The sequence below is a fragment of the Mesorhizobium sp. M0317 genome (genome assembly GCF_040321555.1).
Lineage (GTDB): Bacteria > Pseudomonadota > Alphaproteobacteria > Rhizobiales > Rhizobiaceae > Mesorhizobium.
Genome location: NZ_JAMYRV010000037.1, coordinates 55,970 through 71,056, shown reverse-complemented (window position 1 = coordinate 71,056; position 15,087 = coordinate 55,970). Strand labels below are relative to the sequence as shown.

Genomic DNA, 15,087 nt, shown 5'->3' with positions numbered 1-15,087 from the left:
ACCCCACCCGTCCCTTCGGGCCACCCTCCCCTCAAGGGGAGGGATTCCAGCGTTATTTCAATCAATTTTTAATGTTTTTCGGCCGCGCCTCTGGACAAGGCGAATCACCTTTGATTCTTTACAGACGATTCGGATGTGCGGTGTTGCCGGATCGTCAAGCGTACGGAAATTCGGGGAGTGCCATTTATGGCCAAGGCGGACGCGTGGGGCGCGCCCGAAGGGACGGCTTTTGAGCGGCGCAAGGCGCGAGGCGACGGCCTCGCCGGCAATACGCGGCTCATCGCTGAACCAGCCTACCGGCGGCTCCTGGCTGCCGAACCCCTTCTGCGCCGTTCGATACCGGCTCTCATCATCATCTTCCTGATCGTCATCGCCGCACTGCGCGTGCTGTCGCTGATGAACGAGCGCGACGAGGCCGAGCGCGACGGCAAGGCGGTGCTAGGTCTCGCCGCCGGCCAGATGGCGAACGCAATCTCGGCCGACCCGACCGCGGCATCCAGCGGTGCAATTGATCTTCTGGAAAGCACGAGCCGCCAGGGCGCCATGGGCAGAAGCCATGTGCTTGTGATCACCGACAGCGCCTTCAAGATCATTGCCGTGTCGCCGCTGTCGACCGGCTGGCAAGGGCGATCGCTGGACAGCCTGGTGCTGGACGGCCAGCCGCTGTTCATGTTCGGCGACCGCGCCGGGGTCATGGATGTCAGCATCGGCGGCCAGGACTGGTACGCGGCGGTGAGCCTGACCCGGGACCGCAAGAACGCCGCCGCCGTGCTGGTGCCGCAGGAAGCGGTGTTCGACAACTGGCGCAAGACCGTCTCGCTCAACGTCACGCTGTTTGTGCTGACAGCCGGCGTGCTGATCATCATCCTCTACGCCTATTTCGGCCAGGCATCGCGCGCCCAGACAGCCGACCGCATCTATCTCGAAGCCCATCAGCGCATCGACATGGCGCTGGTTCGCGGTCGCTGCGGCCTGTGGGACTGGGACATGGTGCGCGGCAAGATGTACTGGTCGCGCTCGATGTACGACATGCTGGGCTACGAGCCCTGCAACTCGATGCTGTCGTTCGGCGAGGTCGACGACATCATCCACCCCGAGGACGGCGACCTGTTCGAGCTGGCCAACAAAATCGTCGAGCGCGAGATCGACCATATCGACCAGGTGTTCCGGATGCGTCACGCCGACGGCCAGTGGGTGTGGATGCGCGCCAGGGCCCAGGTGATCGACCCGGAAGCGCCTGAGATCCAGCTGATCGGCATTGCCGTCGACGTCACCGAGCAGCGGCATCTGGCGCTGCGCTCGGAGGCGGCCGACCTGCGCCTGCGGACCGCGATCGAAAACATCAACGAATCCTTCGTGCTGTGGGATGCCGCCCAGCGCCTGATCATGTGCAATTCCAAATACCAGAAGGACAACGGCCTGTCGGACCGCGACGTCATGCCGGGCGCTGCGCGCGCCGTGCTTGAAGAGCGCATGCTGGCCTTCGCCTCTGAACGGCGGCTGGCCAACACCAACGGGCCGCAAGGGGGCGCAACCTTCGAGCGGCAGCTCTCCGACGGCCGCTGGCTGCAGGTCAACGAACTGAGGACCCGGGACGGCGGCACGGTCTCCGTCGGCTCCGACATCACCCAGATCAAGCTGCACCAGGAAAAGCTGGTCGACAGCGAGCGCCGGCTGATGGCGACCATCCACGACCTCAGCCTCGCCCGCCGGGCCGAGGAAGAGCGCGCCAAGGAACTGGTCGAGCTCAACCGCGAATATATGAAGGAAACCGAGCGCGCCGAGGCCGCCAATCGGGCCAAATCCGAATTCCTAGCCAACATGTCGCACGAGCTGCGCACGCCGCTCAACGCCATCATCGGGTTCTCCGAACTGATGGAACAAGGCCTGTTCGGGCCGCTCGGTTCGCCGCGCTACGAGGAATATGCCAACGACATCAACGGCAGCGGCAAATATCTGCTCGGCGTCATCAACGACATACTCGATATGTCGAAGATCGAAGCCGGCCAATTCTCGGTGGACCGCGAGGAAATCGATCTCTGCCCGCTGATCCGCGAGACGGTGCGGGTGATCTCGCTGCAGGCGGCGGAGAAATCGATCACGGTCGAAACCCGCATCGCCGATACGATGACGCTGTTCGCCGACCGCCGGGCGATCAAGCAGATCGCCATCAATCTGCTGTCGAATGCGGTGAAGTTCACCGGTCAGGGCGGCCATATCTCGGTGCGCGCCCGCAACACGTCAGGCGCGCTGGTGCTGACCATCGAGGACAATGGCTGCGGCATTCCGAAGGAGGCACTGAGCAAGCTTGGCCGCCCCTTCGAACAGGTGCAGAACCAGTTTTCGAAGAACCACGCCGGCTCCGGCCTCGGCCTTGCCATCTCGCGCTCGCTGGCCGAGCTGCAGGGCGGCGCGCTGAAAATCCGCTCGACCGAAGGCGTCGGCACGATCGTGTCGGTGCGCATTCCGGTGAAGAAGCCGGCGCTGGCGGTGAAGGCGGCGGCCTGACGGCCCGCCAATGCGAGCGGTGCTCTCCGCCGCGTTCAAGGACTGAGTAGCCCCGGTCATGTAAGGGCTCCGGCGGCTTTCGCCGCCGGAGACATATATCGCCATTTCACTCCATGCTGTCGTCGCCGCCGTCCCATTGGTGGTGGCGGCCCATGCGGCCTTTCTTTGGCAGTTCGTTGCGCTCGATCTTGCCGTCATTGTTGCGGTCGAGCATGGCGAACACCTTCTTCTCGCGCCCGGTGATGTCGTCCGTGGTCAGCGTGCCGTCGCCCTTGCTGTCGTAGCGGGCAACTATGCGCTTGGCCATTTCCTCGAACCGCGCCTTCTCCAGCGCGTCAGCGAGCTGGGCGACTGTCAGCTTGCCGCCATTATCGGCGACCAGCTTCTTCAGCCGCGCGTTCATGGCGTCGGAAAACTGGTCGAAGCTGATGGTGCCGTTGGAATCCTTCATCGCCTTGTCGAGGCGCATCATCGCGCCCTCGCGCATTCTGGCGCTGGCATTGTTCTCGGCATAGGCGGTGGTGCCAACGGCGCCGGCAAGCGCGACAAAGGCAAGGGCAAGTCCGGTTGTCTTTCTCATGGGTATCTCCTGTTGCATCGTCACCCCCGATGCGATCCGAAACAGCCGCCAACGCTTCACGCCCTCACGACCGTTTCGTACGAAGCAAAAGGTTGAAATCCTTTCTGACCTTTTGCGACGTTTCCTTGAGATGTGCTTCCAGCACACCGAAATCCGGCAGGTCAGTCACCGCCAGAAGCAGATCCGACAATCCCGGCGGAACGTCATCGCGTTCGAATGCACCGGTGAGGCAAAGCCGCGTCATCTGGGTCAGCGCCAGATAGAGTTGGTAGGCTTCGCAAAGCTGCTGCCTGACGTCAGCCTCGGCGAAATCCGGCGACAGATGCGCCAGGATTTCGCCGGTCGCGGTCACCCTGCGGCCGGCTTCGACCTGCCCGGTTATAACCGCCACCTGCGCGATGAATTCGAGGTCGATGAGGCCGCCGGAGATGAGCTTGATGTCCCAGAGATCGCGCGGCGATTTTTCCTTCTCGATCAGCGCGCGCATCTCGGATGCCTCCGCCCTCACCTTGGCGGCGTCGCGCGGCAAGGCCAGAAGTGCCGCCACCTCGGCCTCGACCTCGGCGCAAAGGGCCGCGTCGCCGCCGATGGCGCGCCCCCGGGCCAGCGCCATGTGCTCCCAGGTCCAGGCCTCCTGGCGCTGGTATTTCTTGAAGGCATCGATGTGGGTGGCCACCGGCCCCTTGTTGCCGGATGGCCGCAAGCGCAGGTCGAGCTCGTAGAGAACGCCTTCGGCGGTCGGCGCCGAGACAGCCGCGATCAGCCGCTGCGTCATCCTGGTGTAGTAGTGCGACGGTGCGAGCGGCTTGTCGCCGTCGGACTCGTCGGCATTCGCGTCGTGGTCGTAGAGCAGAATGAGGTCGACATCGGAGCCGGCGGTGAGCTCGCGGCTGCCGAGTTTGCCCATGCCGAGCAGCGACACGGTGCCGCCGGCGATACCGCCGTGGCGCAGCGCGAATTCGGTGGTCACCGCCTGCAATGCGGCGTCGATGGTGAGGTCGGCGAGATCGGAAAAGGCGCGGCCGGCGCGCGCCGGGTCGCTCGCGCCGGCGAGCAGCCTGACACCGATCAGGAATTTCTGCTCGGAGGCAAAGATGCGCAGCCGGTCAAGCACATCCTCGTAGGGCCTGTCGCCATCGATGAAAGCGGCCAACCGCGCTGAGAGATAGGCGCGGTTGGGCAGTTCGGTGAGCAGCGCCGGGTCGAGCAGACCGTCGAAGACATGCGGGCGCCTTGTGATGATTGCCGCCAGCCGAGGCGCGGCGCCCATGATCGTCGCCATAAGCTTCAGCAGAGCGGGATTCGACTGCAGCAGCGAAAACAGCTGGATGCCGGCGGGCAGGCCGGCGAGGAGTTCGTCGAAGCGAACCAGCGCCTCGTCGGCCCGGCGCGTCTGGCCGAAGGCTTTGAGCAGCGCCGGCGTCAGTTCGGTCAGCCGCTCGCGCGCTTCCGCCGACTGGGTGGCGCGATAGCGGCCGAAATGCCAGCCCCGAATCACGCGGCAGATGTCGCTTGGCCGCTGGAAGCCAAGGCCGTGCAAGGTCTGCAGCGTGTCGGGGTCGTCGACATCGCCGGTGAAGACCAGATTGCCGACGCCGGCCGACAATTCAGGCGCGGTCTCGAACAGCGCGGCGTAATGGCGCTCGACCTCATGCAAAGCCGCGCGAAAGGTTTCGGCAAATCTGGCGGCATCGGCAAAGCCCAGCATATGGGCGATGCGTTCCAGCCCTTCATCATCGTCGGGCAGAATATGCGTCTGCTCGTCGGCGACCATCTGGATGGCGTGTTCGACGCGGCGCAGAAACCAATATTGCTGCGTGAGCGCGTCGCGTGCATCGGCGGTGATCCAGTTGCGCGCCGCCAGCGCACCCAGCATCGGCACCGTCTCGCGGCCGCGCAGCTCCGGAAAACGGCCGCCGGCGATCAGTTGCTGGGTCTGGACGAAGAACTCGATTTCGCGAATGCCGCCGCGGCCGAGCTTGACGTTGTGTCCTTTGACCGCGATCTCGCCATGACCCTTGTGGGCATGGATCTGGCGCTTGATCGAATGAACGTCGGCGATCGCCGCATAGTCCATGTATTTGCGCCAGACATAGGGCTGCAATTCCCGCAGGAACGCATCCCCGGCATCGAGATCGCCGGCCACGGGACGCGCCTTGATCATGGCGGCGCGCTCCCAGTTCTGGCCGCGCGCCTCATAGTAGCGAAGTGCTGCCTCGACCGGGATCGCCAGCGGCGTCGAGCCTGGATCGGGACGAAGCCTCAAATCGGTGCGGAAGACATAGCCGTGCCCGGTGCGGTCCTGCAGGATGCGGACCAGCCTGCGGGTCAGGCGCGCAAACAGCTCTGTGGCATCGAGCGGATCGACGATCGCCGGCGCATCCGGATCGAAGAAGACGACGAGGTCGATGTCGGAGGAGAAATTCAGTTCATGCGCGCCAAGCTTGCCCATGCCGAGCACGATCCAGCCGGATTGCCGTGACGGATTTTCGGGATCGGGCAATTTGAGCTTGCCTTGGCTGTGCGCCTCGCGCAGCAGGAAGTCGACCGCCGCGCAGGTGCAGGCATCGGCGAGATTGCTGAGGCGCCTTACCGTCAGCGCGGCATCGGCCTCGCCGGAGAGGTCTGCAAGTGCGATCAGGAAGTGAGCTTCACCCTTCCACTGCCTGAGTTCCATCATCAGGCTGGATTCGGAAACGGTCTCGGAAAAGGCGGCCTTGCCGATCGCTTCGGCGATGGCGAGCAGCCGAGCCTCGACACTGCCATCGAACAGCGCGTCGAGGATTTGCGGCCGGCGGCGCGCAACATCGCGGAGGAAGGGCGAGAGATCGAAGACGGCAGCGAGAAACTCCTGTGCGGTGCCCTTGCCTCCTAGGAATTTCGCCAGCCTCGGCAGGTTCTCGTCCTTGGCATCGCCAGCGATCTCCGACAGTTCACGCCGGGCGCGGGCCTCATCCAGCGGCGCGAGCTGCGCCGCCAGTTGCAGGCGCCATTCGGTCTCGATCCGTTTCGCAGCCATCCTCACCGCCATCAATGGTCCTCCCGCGCCGGGAAGCTCATGATAACGGACAATCCGGGATTGGCAGGCAGAAGTTCAAGCCGGCCATTGTGAAAAGTCATGATCGCCTTGGCGAGGCTGAGGCCAAGACCGGATCCCGGCTGCGAGCGGCTCTTTTCCAGCCGCACGAAGCGCTCGGTCGCCCTGGCGCGGTCGGCATCGTCGGGGATGCCATGGCCATTGTCGGAAACGGAAAGGCGGATTTCGTGACCGACGCGCTGCAGGGCTACGCGCACGGCAGGCTTTTCCGTCGCATCGGTCGAGTATTTGATGGCGTTGTCGACGATGTTCGACAGTGCCTGGCCGATCAGCTCGCGGTTGCCATCGACGGAAAAATTCCCGTCCGCGGCAGTTTCAAGCACCACGCCAGCCTCCTCCGCCACCGGCTCATAAAGCTCGACAACGTCATGCACCGCGGCGGCGAGATCGACCTTGCTGGTGCTCTCCGAGGAATAGCCGGCCTCCAGCCTGGAGATCATCAGGATGGCGTTGAAGGTTTTTATCAGCTGGTCGGATTCGGCGATGGTGCCTTCCAGCGCCTGCCGGTAGTCGGTGGTCTTGTGCTTGCCCGAAAGTGTCGCCTCAGCGCGGTTGCGCAGTCTGGTCAGCGGCGTCTTCAAATCATGGGCGATGTTGTCGGAGACCTGCTTCAGCCCTTCGTTGAGCGTCGCTATCCTGGCCAGCATGGTGTTGAGGTTTTCCGACAGGCGGTCGAACTCATCGCCGGCGCCGGTCACCGGCAGCCGTCCCGTGAGATCGCCGCCCATGATGCGGCGGCTTGCCTCCGAGACGCTGTCGATGCGCTTCAGCGCGGCGCGGCCGACAAGGAACCAGATCAGCAGCCCGCCCAGGCCCATCATGCCCAGCGCCAGCATCAGGGCGCGGCGGACGACGGCGCGGAAGCGCTCGGGCTCGCCGAGATCGCGGCCGACCAGCATGATCATCTGGTTGGGCAGCCGCAGCACCAGCGCGATGGCGTTGTGGCCCTTCTCGCCCTCGGGCTGAATTTCGGTCTCGCCGGGCTGCGCGCCATTCGGGTCAGCAGCCTGGTTGCGCTGCCGTTCGAGCTCACCTTCGCCGAAACGGCGATAGGAGAAGGGTTCGGTCGTCCAGCCATCGGTCTCGAGCACCCCCGGTGCCAGGCTCTGCACGTTGCCGGTGAGGATCTGGCCGTTGACATCGGCAATGAGATAGAGGTTGGCGCCGGGCTGGCGCGAGCGCTGCTCGACGACGCGCACCAGCCGCGGCAGGCCGCCGCTCTGATAGGCACGAGCGAGGCCGAGCACCTCGTCATTGATGGTCTGCTGGGTCTGGCCGGTCAGCATGCGGGCCGACAACGACGTCATGTAGAAGACCAGCAACACGGCACATAGCGCGAAAAGCAGGAAATAAAGCGCTGAAAGCCGCGCCGCCGTAGTCCTCATGATGGCCGGCAGGGAAAGGGCCATCGAGTTCTAGCTCATGATGAGATTTGGCTGAAATCTCACCATGACCTACCCCTTTGTTGGAGCATGATCTTCTCCAAAAACCGGTACCTACTTTTTGGGATCATGCTCTAGCCGCTCTTCAGCATATAGCCGGCGCCGCGAACCGTATGCAGGATCGGCTTGTCGAAACCCTTCTCGATCTTGCCACGCAGGCGCGAGACGTGAACGTCGATGACGTTGGTCTGCGGATCGAAATGATAGTCCCAGACATTTTCGAGCAGCATGGTGCGCGTCACCACCTGGCCGGCATGGCGCATCAGATATTCGAGCAGGCGGAATTCGCGCGGCTGCAGCGTGATCTCGCGCGCCGCGCGCTTGACCGAATGGGACAGCCGGTCAAGCTCGAGATCGCCGACCCTGTAGACGGTTTCGGCCTCCCTGGCGCTGGCGCGGCGGTTCAGCACCTCGACGCGGGCGAGCAATTCGGAAAAGGCATAGGGCTTGGTCAGATAGTCGTCCCCGCCGGCGCGCAGACCGGTGACGCGGTCATCGACTTCGCCCAGCGCCGACAGGATCAGCACCGGCGTGGTGTTGCCGCGCGAGCGCAGGCCGGCAATGACGGAGAGCCCGTCGCGGCGTGGCATCATGCGGTCGACGACCATCACGTCATAGTCGCCGGCATCGGCCAGCGCAAAGCCGGTTTCGCCGTCGCCGGCTACATGGGCGGTGTGCCCAGCCTCGGCAAAGGCCTTCTGCATATAGTCGGCCGCCTCGCGATCGTCTTCTATGACGAGAATCTTCATAGAGCCGTTATACGCGATTTCGCCGGAAGATTGAGAGGCCGCCATAAGCGCAAAAGCTTTCGTTCAAGCATGTCGTTTTGCCAAACCGCCGTGCACTTTGGGCGACATGCTTCGATGTTAGAGCGGCAGCGGGCGATGGGGGCCCGCTACCGCCGGGGGCAGAACACGATGACTGACTAACGCGTTCGGCCCCTTGCTTCCCGTGCGGCGGCTCGGGGGTGTTGAAACCGCCGCACTGGAAACTGTGTGATGTCAGCCTTTGGCGACTGGCAGCGCGACGAAGCGGTTTGAATCGTCGCGGGTGATCTGCATCAGCACCGCCTTGCGGCCGGACTTGACCGCATCGGCCATCGCCTTGGCGACGTCTTCGGTGCCGTTCACCTCCGTCGAATTGACCGAGGTGATGACATCGCCGGGCTGGATGCCGCGGTCGGCGGCATCGCTGTCGGGATCGACATCGGTCACCACCAGGCCCTTGCCGTTTTCCGACTTGGTGACGGTGAGGCCGAGATCGGCCAGCGCGGCGGGCTTTGCCGGTGCCGCGGGCTGCTGCGGGTCGGCCGAGGCCTGCTTGTCAGTGGATGGCAACGTGCCGAGATCGACCTTGATGGTCTGGCTCTTGCCGTCGCGCCACACCGTGACGTCGACCGACTTGCCGGGTGGGTACGCGCCGATCAGACGAGCCAGTTCCTTCGGCGATGCGACGTCCTTGCCTTCGACCTGGGTGATCACGTCACCGGCGGTGATGCCGGCCTTCTTGCCGGGGCCACCGTCCTGGGCGCCCGAAACCAGAGCCCCGTTCTGCGACTTCAGGCCCAGCGATTCGGCGATGTCCGATGTAACCGGCTGGATTTCGACGCCGAGCCAGCCACGCTGCACCGAGCCGCTCTTCATCAGATCCTGCACCACCTGCTTGGCGGTGGAGGCCGGAATGTCGAAGGCGATGCCGACGCTTCCGCCCGACGGCGAGAAGATCGCGGTGTTGATGCCGACGACCTGGCCGTTGAGGTTGAAGGTCGGGCCGCCCGAATTGCCGCGGTTGACCGAGGCGTCGATCTGGATGAAGTCGTCGTAGGGACCGGCGCCGATATCACGGCCACGGGCCGAGACGATGCCGGCGGTGACGGTGCCGCCGAGGCCGAACGGATTGCCGACGGCCACCACCCAGTCGCCGACGCGAACCTTGGAATCGTCGGCGAAATCGACATAGGTGAACTTGCCGACGCCATCGACCTTGAGCACCGCCAGATCGGTGCGCGGATCGGTGCCGATCAGCTTGGCGTCAAGCTCCTTGCCGTCATTCATTACCACTGTGAAGGCGGAGCCTTCCTCGACGACATGGTTGTTGGTGACGAGATAACCGTCATCGGAGATGAAGAAGCCCGAACCCTGGGCTACCGGACGCGGCTGGTCGTTGTTATGGTCGCGGTGGCTGAAGCGACGATTGCCGCCGCCCTGGCCGTTCTGATCGCCAAAGCCCCGGAATTGCTTGAAGAACTGGCGCAGCTGCGGATTGTCGGGCAGGTTGTTCATGCCGTCCGGATCGTCGGACTGGTCGGAGCCGTCATCGGCGGCAGGCTCGATCTTGGCCTTGACCTTGACGCTGACCACGGCCGGCGAAACGCGCTCGACGACGTCGGCAAAGCCCGGTACCTGCGGCGCTTCGACCCGCACGGCATCGGCCAGAACGGGAGCTGTACCAGTGGCAACGGCGCCGAAACCGATGCCGCCGGCAATGGCCAGCGAAGCGGCGGCGGCCAACAGGCGCTTGCGGGTCCGGGAATATGGGTTGGGGGCGATAGTCATGGGTCTCATATCCTCTTTTCACTGGATGCGGCTCAGGCAGAGCATCCTCGGACAAGAGAAATAGAGAGGCGCACATTACCGCGCCATTTCCGAAGCATGAAAGTTTTGTAATGTTGGGCGGACGCACAAATCGCTTGGTTGCGCTCGCCTGCTGCGCTATGGTGTACACAACTCAGCACAAGGCTTTCACAATGACAGCAAGCACCACCATGACCATTCGAGTCTCGTCCGAGACCAAGCTGAAGCTGGAGCAGATCGCTACCGATACCAGGCGTAGTAAATCATTCCTCGCCGCCGAGGCGGTCTCAGCCTATGTCGATCGCGAGCTGGATATCATCGAAGGCATAAAACGTGGCATGGCCGACGCAGAGGCTGGCCGCGTCGTGCCCCACGACGACGCCATGGCGGAGGTCGACGCGGTGATCGAAGCAGCGAAAGCCAGGCGCGCAGGCAAGGCGTGAAGCGGTTCGTCACCTGGTCGCGAGAGGCGCTGGACGATCTCACGCAGCAAGTTGCCTTTATCGCTCAGGACAATCCTGCCGCCGCCCGACGCCTCGCGGACCGTATCCGTGAAATGGGCCGGGGCCTTGGTGATATGGCGACGGGCCGACCTGGCCGGGTAACAGGCACTTATGAGAAGCCCATCGGCCGCCTGCCCTACATCATTGCCTATGAATTGCGCCTGATCGCCGGCCGTCAGAGCATTGTTATCCTGCGCGCCATCCACACGTCGCGGGACTGGCCTTTGGAGGAATGGCCGAGCTAGTCGCTCAGCATCTTGTCCAGCGCCGCCTGTTCCTCGGCGCTCAGCGCCTTGGTTGCCAACGAGCGGCGGGAGCGTGTGGTCAGCACAATGAAAATGCCGCCGACTAGAAGCAGAAGCACCGGCGTGCCCCAAAGCAAGGCGTTGCGCGGGCTGAAGCGCGGCTTCAACAGCACGAACTCGCCGTAGCGCGACACGATATAGTCCATCACCTGCTGGTCGGTATCGCCGGCAACCAGGCGCTGGCGCACCAGGATGCGCAGGTCGCGGGCGAGGTCTGCATCGGATTCGTCGATGGACTGGTTCTGGCAGACCATGCAGCGCAGGCCTTCCGACAGTAGCCGCGCCCTCGCCTCGAGCGCCGGATCGGTGAGAACCTCGTCCGGTTTCACCGCTTGCGCCGCGCCGGCAAACAGCAGCGCCAGAAGCAGGGTGAGCGAGGCCAACGAGAACCTGGTGCTCACGGCGCGCCTGCCGACGGCATGGAGGCTGCCTGCTTGCGGCGGCGCGAGGGTGCGCCAACCCGCAGGCGCCGGTCGAGCAGCGACATTGCGGCTCCCGCCATCATCACCAGAGCTCCGCCCCAGATCAGCGTCACCAGCGGCTTCCACCACAGGCGCACCACGACCGACCCATCGGTGCCCTCATCGCCCAGCGACAGATAGAGTTGGCTGAAGCCGATCGTCTCGATGCCGGATTCGGTCGTCGTCGTCTGCCGCACCGGAAAGAAGCGCTTGGCCGAGGTGATCTCGGCTGAAACGCCGCCACCGGCGCCGATCACGGAAAAGCGGCCGCGCTGCTCGCTGTAATTCGGACCCTGCGCCGGGAAGAGGCCGTCGAAACGCAGCGTGTGGCCGGAGAGTTCGACGCTCTCGCCGGCATGCATCGACAGTATCCTTTCGGTGCCGAAGCACAGCGTGCCGACAATGCCGAGCGTCGTCAGCCCGAGGCCGAGATGGGCAAGTGCAGTGCCGAACACCGAACGCGGCAGGCCGGCGAAACGGCGCAGCATGATGGCGGGCGACACATTGCCAAAGCCGGACTTGACGGCGAGGTCGGTGAGCGCGCCGCAGACCAGCCAGCAGGCGAGGCCGACACCAAGGGCGGCGAACACCGACGCGCCGTCGATAAACAGCCCCGTGACCAGCATCGCCAGGAGAGCGGCGCCGAAAGCCGCCATCAGGCGCTGAGCGACGGCATAGAGGTCGCCGCGCTTCCAGGCTAGCAGCGGCCCGAACGGAACCACGACCAGCAGCGGCACCATCAGCGGGCCGAATGTCAGGTTGAAGAAGGGGGCGCCGACCGAGATCTTGCCGGCCGAAAGCGCCTCGACCGCGAGCGGATAGAGCGTGCCGACCAGCACGGTGGCGGTGGCCGTGGTCAGGAACAGATTGTTGAGGACAAGCGCGCCTTCGCGCGAGATCGGGTGGAACAGGCCGCCGGCCGTCAGCCGCGAGGCGCGCAGCGCAAACAGGGCCAGCGAGCCGCCGATGAACAGCGTCAAAATGCACAGGATGAAGATGCCGCGGGTCGGATCGGTGGCGAAAGCATGCACCGAGGTCAGCACGCCGGAGCGCACCAGGAAGGTGCCGAGCAGCGACAGCGAGAAGGTGAGGATGGCAAGCAGCAGCGTCCAGATCTTGAGCGCCGAACGCTTCTCCATGACGATCGCCGAATGCAGAAGAGCCGTGCCGGCCAGCCACGGCATAAAGGAGGCGTTTTCGACCGGATCCCAGAACCAGAAGCCGCCCCAGCCGAGCTCGTAATAGGCCCAGTAGGAGCCCATCGCGATGCCGCCGGTGAGGAACATCCAGGCGACCAGCGTCCACGGCCGCACCCAGCGCGCCCAGGAGGCATCGATGCGGCCTTCGATGAGGGCGGCGACCGAGAAGGAAAAGCAGATAGAGAACCCGACATAGCCGAGATAGAGCAGCGGCGGATGGATGGCGAGGCCAAGATCCTGCAGGACCGGGTTGAGATCGCGGCCCTCGATCGGCGCCGGATTGAGCCGGGTGAACGGATTGGATGTCGCCAGGATGAACAGGAAGAAGGTGGCGCCGATAGCCCCCTGCACGGCCAGCACATTGGCGCGCAGCGTCGCCGGAAGGTTGGAGCCGAAGACGGCGACCAGCGCACCGAAGAAGGTCAGGATCAGCACCCAGAGCAGCATCGAGCCTTCGTGATTGCCCCAGGTTCCGGTGATCTTGTAGATCAGCGGCTGCAGCGAATGCGAGTTTTCCCACACGCTCGCCACCGAGAAATCGGAACTTGCATAGGCGCCGGCGAGTGCTGCGAACGATAGCGCCGTGAGCGCGAAGCCTGTGACCGTGACGGGACCGCCGACAGCCATCAGCCTCTGGTTGCCGGTACGGGCGCCGATCAGCGGCACCAGCGTCTGCACCAGCGACAGCACAAAGGCGAGGACGAGCGCGAAGTGTCCGGTCTCAACCATTACTGGCTCTTGCTCTCTTGCCACACGCCCTTGGCCTTCAGCCCGTCAGCGACTTCCTTGGGCATGTAGCGCTCGTCATGCTTGGCCAGCACGCTGTCGGCGACGAAAACGCCGTCGGCGCCAAAGCTGCCTTCGGTGATGACGCCCTGCTCCTCGCGGAACAGATCGGGCAGGATGCCGGTATAGCTGACCTTGACCGATTTGTGCGTGTCGGTGACCGAGAACGCAACCGTCGCGCCCTGCCCGCGCACGACCGTGCCCTTTTCGACGAGGCCGCCGAGCCTGATGCGCTGTCCCGGCTGCAAGCTGGCGGTGGTCAGATCGGCGGGCATATAGAAATAGGAGGCCTTCTGGCCCAACGCATAGAAGGTCAGCCCGGTGGCGGCGCCGAGGAAGGCAAGACCTCCGACAATCACCGACAATCGCTTCTGCTTGCGCGTCATGTCCTACTCCGTCGCCGTCAGGCCGAGCGAGGCGGCAAAGGCGGTGAATTTCTTCGCTTCCTCACTGTCGGCGCCAAACACGGCAATACCGCGATGCAGCGCGTCGCGCGCCTGGTCGGCCTTGCCCAGCACAACATAGGAACGAATGAGCCGCATCCATCCTTCCGTGTCGCGCGGATTTTGCCGCAATTTTTCGTCGAGGCCGGCGACCATGGTTTCGATCATGGCCTGCCTGTCCTGCGGCGCCATCGACGAGGCGGCATCGACGGCTGCGGCGTCGGGGCCTTTGGCGGGCTCTCCTGACGCGACGCTGCGGTTGGCGGCCTCGGCCAGTGCCTGTTGGACAGCTCCGCGCCATGGCGAATCCTGCGGCAGGGAATCGAGCATTTTCTGCCAAGCCGTGGTTGCCTCGGGTATGCGGCCTTCCTGGGCCAGCGCCATCGCCAAATAGAACGAGGCTTTCGCGTTTCCCGGGTCGAGTTTTAGCGCCTGTTCGAAAGCGTATTGCGCATCGGCCGAAACGATGCCGCCGGCCGCATTGGCGATCGCTTCGCCGAGACCGGCCTCGCGGGCAGCCGTGTCGCCATCGAGGCGGATGGCATTGCGATAGGCGGTCACGGCATCGGGAAAGCGCTGCAGGCGCAGATAGATCGGGGCGAGCACGTCCCAGCCGCGTCCATCGCCAGGGTTGGCGGCAAGATGGGCCTTGGCGCGCGCCACCAACTCGTCGACCGAACTATCGGCCGGATTCTTGGCCAGCCGTTCGGCAAGCGGCTGCGACGGCAGATCCGGCGAGCCGAGCTGGCTGTACAGGCCCCAGCTGAGCAGCGGGACCAGCAGCACCGCTGATGTCGCCACCAGCCTGGCCGCTCTCGACGGCTGCCGCGTGCCAGGTGCATCGGCTTGGCCGGCATTGGCTTGATCGACGTTGGTCAGGCGAAGGATGCGGCGGGCGATCTCAGTGCGCGCCTCCTCGGCTTCCGCCGGCTGGATCAGGCCGCGCGCGGCGTCACGCTCGAGCTCGGCCAATTGATCGCGATAGACTTCGAGGTCGTGGTCGCTGCTGGTCGGAGTGCCCTTGCCGCCACTGGTCAGCGGCAGCAGCACCGCCAGGCTTGCGCCCAGCGTGAGGAGTGCGGCTATGACCCAGAACAGCATGGTTCTTCCAATAGAGCGAGAGCCGTGCTCTCACAACATGAGGGCGCTGCGACGCTTTGACGGAAGCGAGCAAGCAAGCCCGATCCCAA

Annotated in this window: 12 protein-coding genes; 3 read left to right on the top strand and 9 right to left on the bottom strand. The window is 64.4% G+C overall.

What is annotated here, in order from left to right; translation table 11 throughout:
- Nucleotides 1-186: 186 nt before the first annotated feature.
- Nucleotides 187-2,508 carry a PAS domain-containing sensor histidine kinase gene (locus tag NKI88_RS23135; protein WP_352657467.1) on the top strand — a complete coding sequence of 774 codons (2,322 nt, stop codon included), beginning with the start codon at nucleotides 187-189 and terminating at the stop codon, nucleotides 2,506-2,508.
- A 106-nt stretch (nucleotides 2,509-2,614) separates the two neighbouring features.
- On the opposite strand, the gene NKI88_RS23130 is transcribed toward NKI88_RS23135, so the two are convergent.
- The 5 genes from NKI88_RS23130 to NKI88_RS23110 form a co-directional block, all read right to left on the bottom strand.
- Complete coding sequence (locus NKI88_RS23130; RefSeq protein WP_023702181.1) at nucleotides 2,615-3,088, bottom strand: EF-hand domain-containing protein; 474 nt, start codon at nucleotides 3,086-3,088, stop codon at nucleotides 2,615-2,617.
- A 64-nt stretch (nucleotides 3,089-3,152) separates the two neighbouring features.
- Complete coding sequence (locus tag NKI88_RS23125; RefSeq protein ID WP_352657464.1) at nucleotides 3,153-6,119, bottom strand: bifunctional [glutamine synthetase] adenylyltransferase/[glutamine synthetase]-adenylyl-L-tyrosine phosphorylase; 2,967 nt, start codon at nucleotides 6,117-6,119, stop codon at nucleotides 3,153-3,155.
- The gene (locus NKI88_RS23120; protein ID WP_352657461.1) at nucleotides 6,119-7,594 is read right to left on the bottom strand and encodes a sensor histidine kinase; all 1,476 of its coding nucleotides are present in this window, start codon (nucleotides 7,592-7,594) and stop codon (nucleotides 6,119-6,121) included. Before NKI88_RS23120 ends, NKI88_RS23125 begins: the two co-directional genes overlap by 1 nt.
- A 107-nt stretch (nucleotides 7,595-7,701) precedes the next feature.
- The gene (locus NKI88_RS23115) at nucleotides 7,702-8,376 is read right to left on the bottom strand and encodes a response regulator transcription factor (protein ID WP_023670185.1); all 675 of its coding nucleotides are present in this window, start codon (nucleotides 8,374-8,376) and stop codon (nucleotides 7,702-7,704) included.
- Between the two features lie 252 nt (nucleotides 8,377-8,628).
- A complete protein-coding gene (locus NKI88_RS23110; protein ID WP_023670184.1) occupies nucleotides 8,629-10,182 on the bottom strand; it encodes a Do family serine endopeptidase in 1,554 nt (517 codons plus the stop codon).
- A 191-nt stretch (nucleotides 10,183-10,373) separates the two neighbouring features.
- Here NKI88_RS23110 and NKI88_RS23105 point away from each other — a divergent pair, with 191 nt between their 5' ends.
- Nucleotides 10,374-10,643 (top strand): CopG family ribbon-helix-helix protein, encoded by a 270-nt coding sequence (locus NKI88_RS23105; RefSeq protein ID WP_023670183.1) that lies wholly within the window; start codon nucleotides 10,374-10,376, stop codon nucleotides 10,641-10,643.
- The gene (locus NKI88_RS23100) at nucleotides 10,640-10,948 is read left to right on the top strand and encodes a type II toxin-antitoxin system RelE/ParE family toxin (RefSeq protein WP_023670182.1); all 309 of its coding nucleotides are present in this window, start codon (nucleotides 10,640-10,642) and stop codon (nucleotides 10,946-10,948) included. Before NKI88_RS23105 ends, NKI88_RS23100 begins: the two co-directional genes overlap by 4 nt.
- Here NKI88_RS23100 and NKI88_RS23095 read toward each other — a convergent pair.
- From NKI88_RS23095 to ccmI, 4 genes are read right to left on the bottom strand one after another with little or no spacing between them, the layout of a single operon-like run.
- Nucleotides 10,945-11,409: a cytochrome c-type biogenesis protein gene (locus NKI88_RS23095; RefSeq protein WP_023670181.1), complete on the bottom strand. Its 465-nt coding sequence runs from the start codon at nucleotides 11,407-11,409 to the stop codon at nucleotides 10,945-10,947. The two genes, NKI88_RS23100 and NKI88_RS23095, sit on opposite strands and share 4 nt — an antisense overlap.
- Nucleotides 11,406-13,397, bottom strand: a complete 1,992-nt coding sequence (locus NKI88_RS23090; protein WP_023738550.1) for a heme lyase CcmF/NrfE family subunit — start codon at nucleotides 13,395-13,397, stop codon at nucleotides 11,406-11,408. The genes NKI88_RS23095 and NKI88_RS23090 overlap by 4 nt, the downstream gene beginning before the upstream one ends.
- Entirely contained in the window at nucleotides 13,397-13,840 is a 444-nt protein-coding gene (gene ccmE, locus NKI88_RS23085; protein WP_023670179.1) for a cytochrome c maturation protein CcmE, read from the bottom strand. Before ccmE ends, NKI88_RS23090 begins: the two co-directional genes overlap by 1 nt.
- 3 nt (nucleotides 13,841-13,843) lie before the next feature.
- Nucleotides 13,844-14,998 (bottom strand): c-type cytochrome biogenesis protein CcmI, encoded by a 1,155-nt coding sequence (gene ccmI, locus NKI88_RS23080; protein ID WP_352657456.1) that lies wholly within the window; start codon nucleotides 14,996-14,998, stop codon nucleotides 13,844-13,846.
- Nucleotides 14,999-15,087 lie beyond the last annotated feature (89 nt).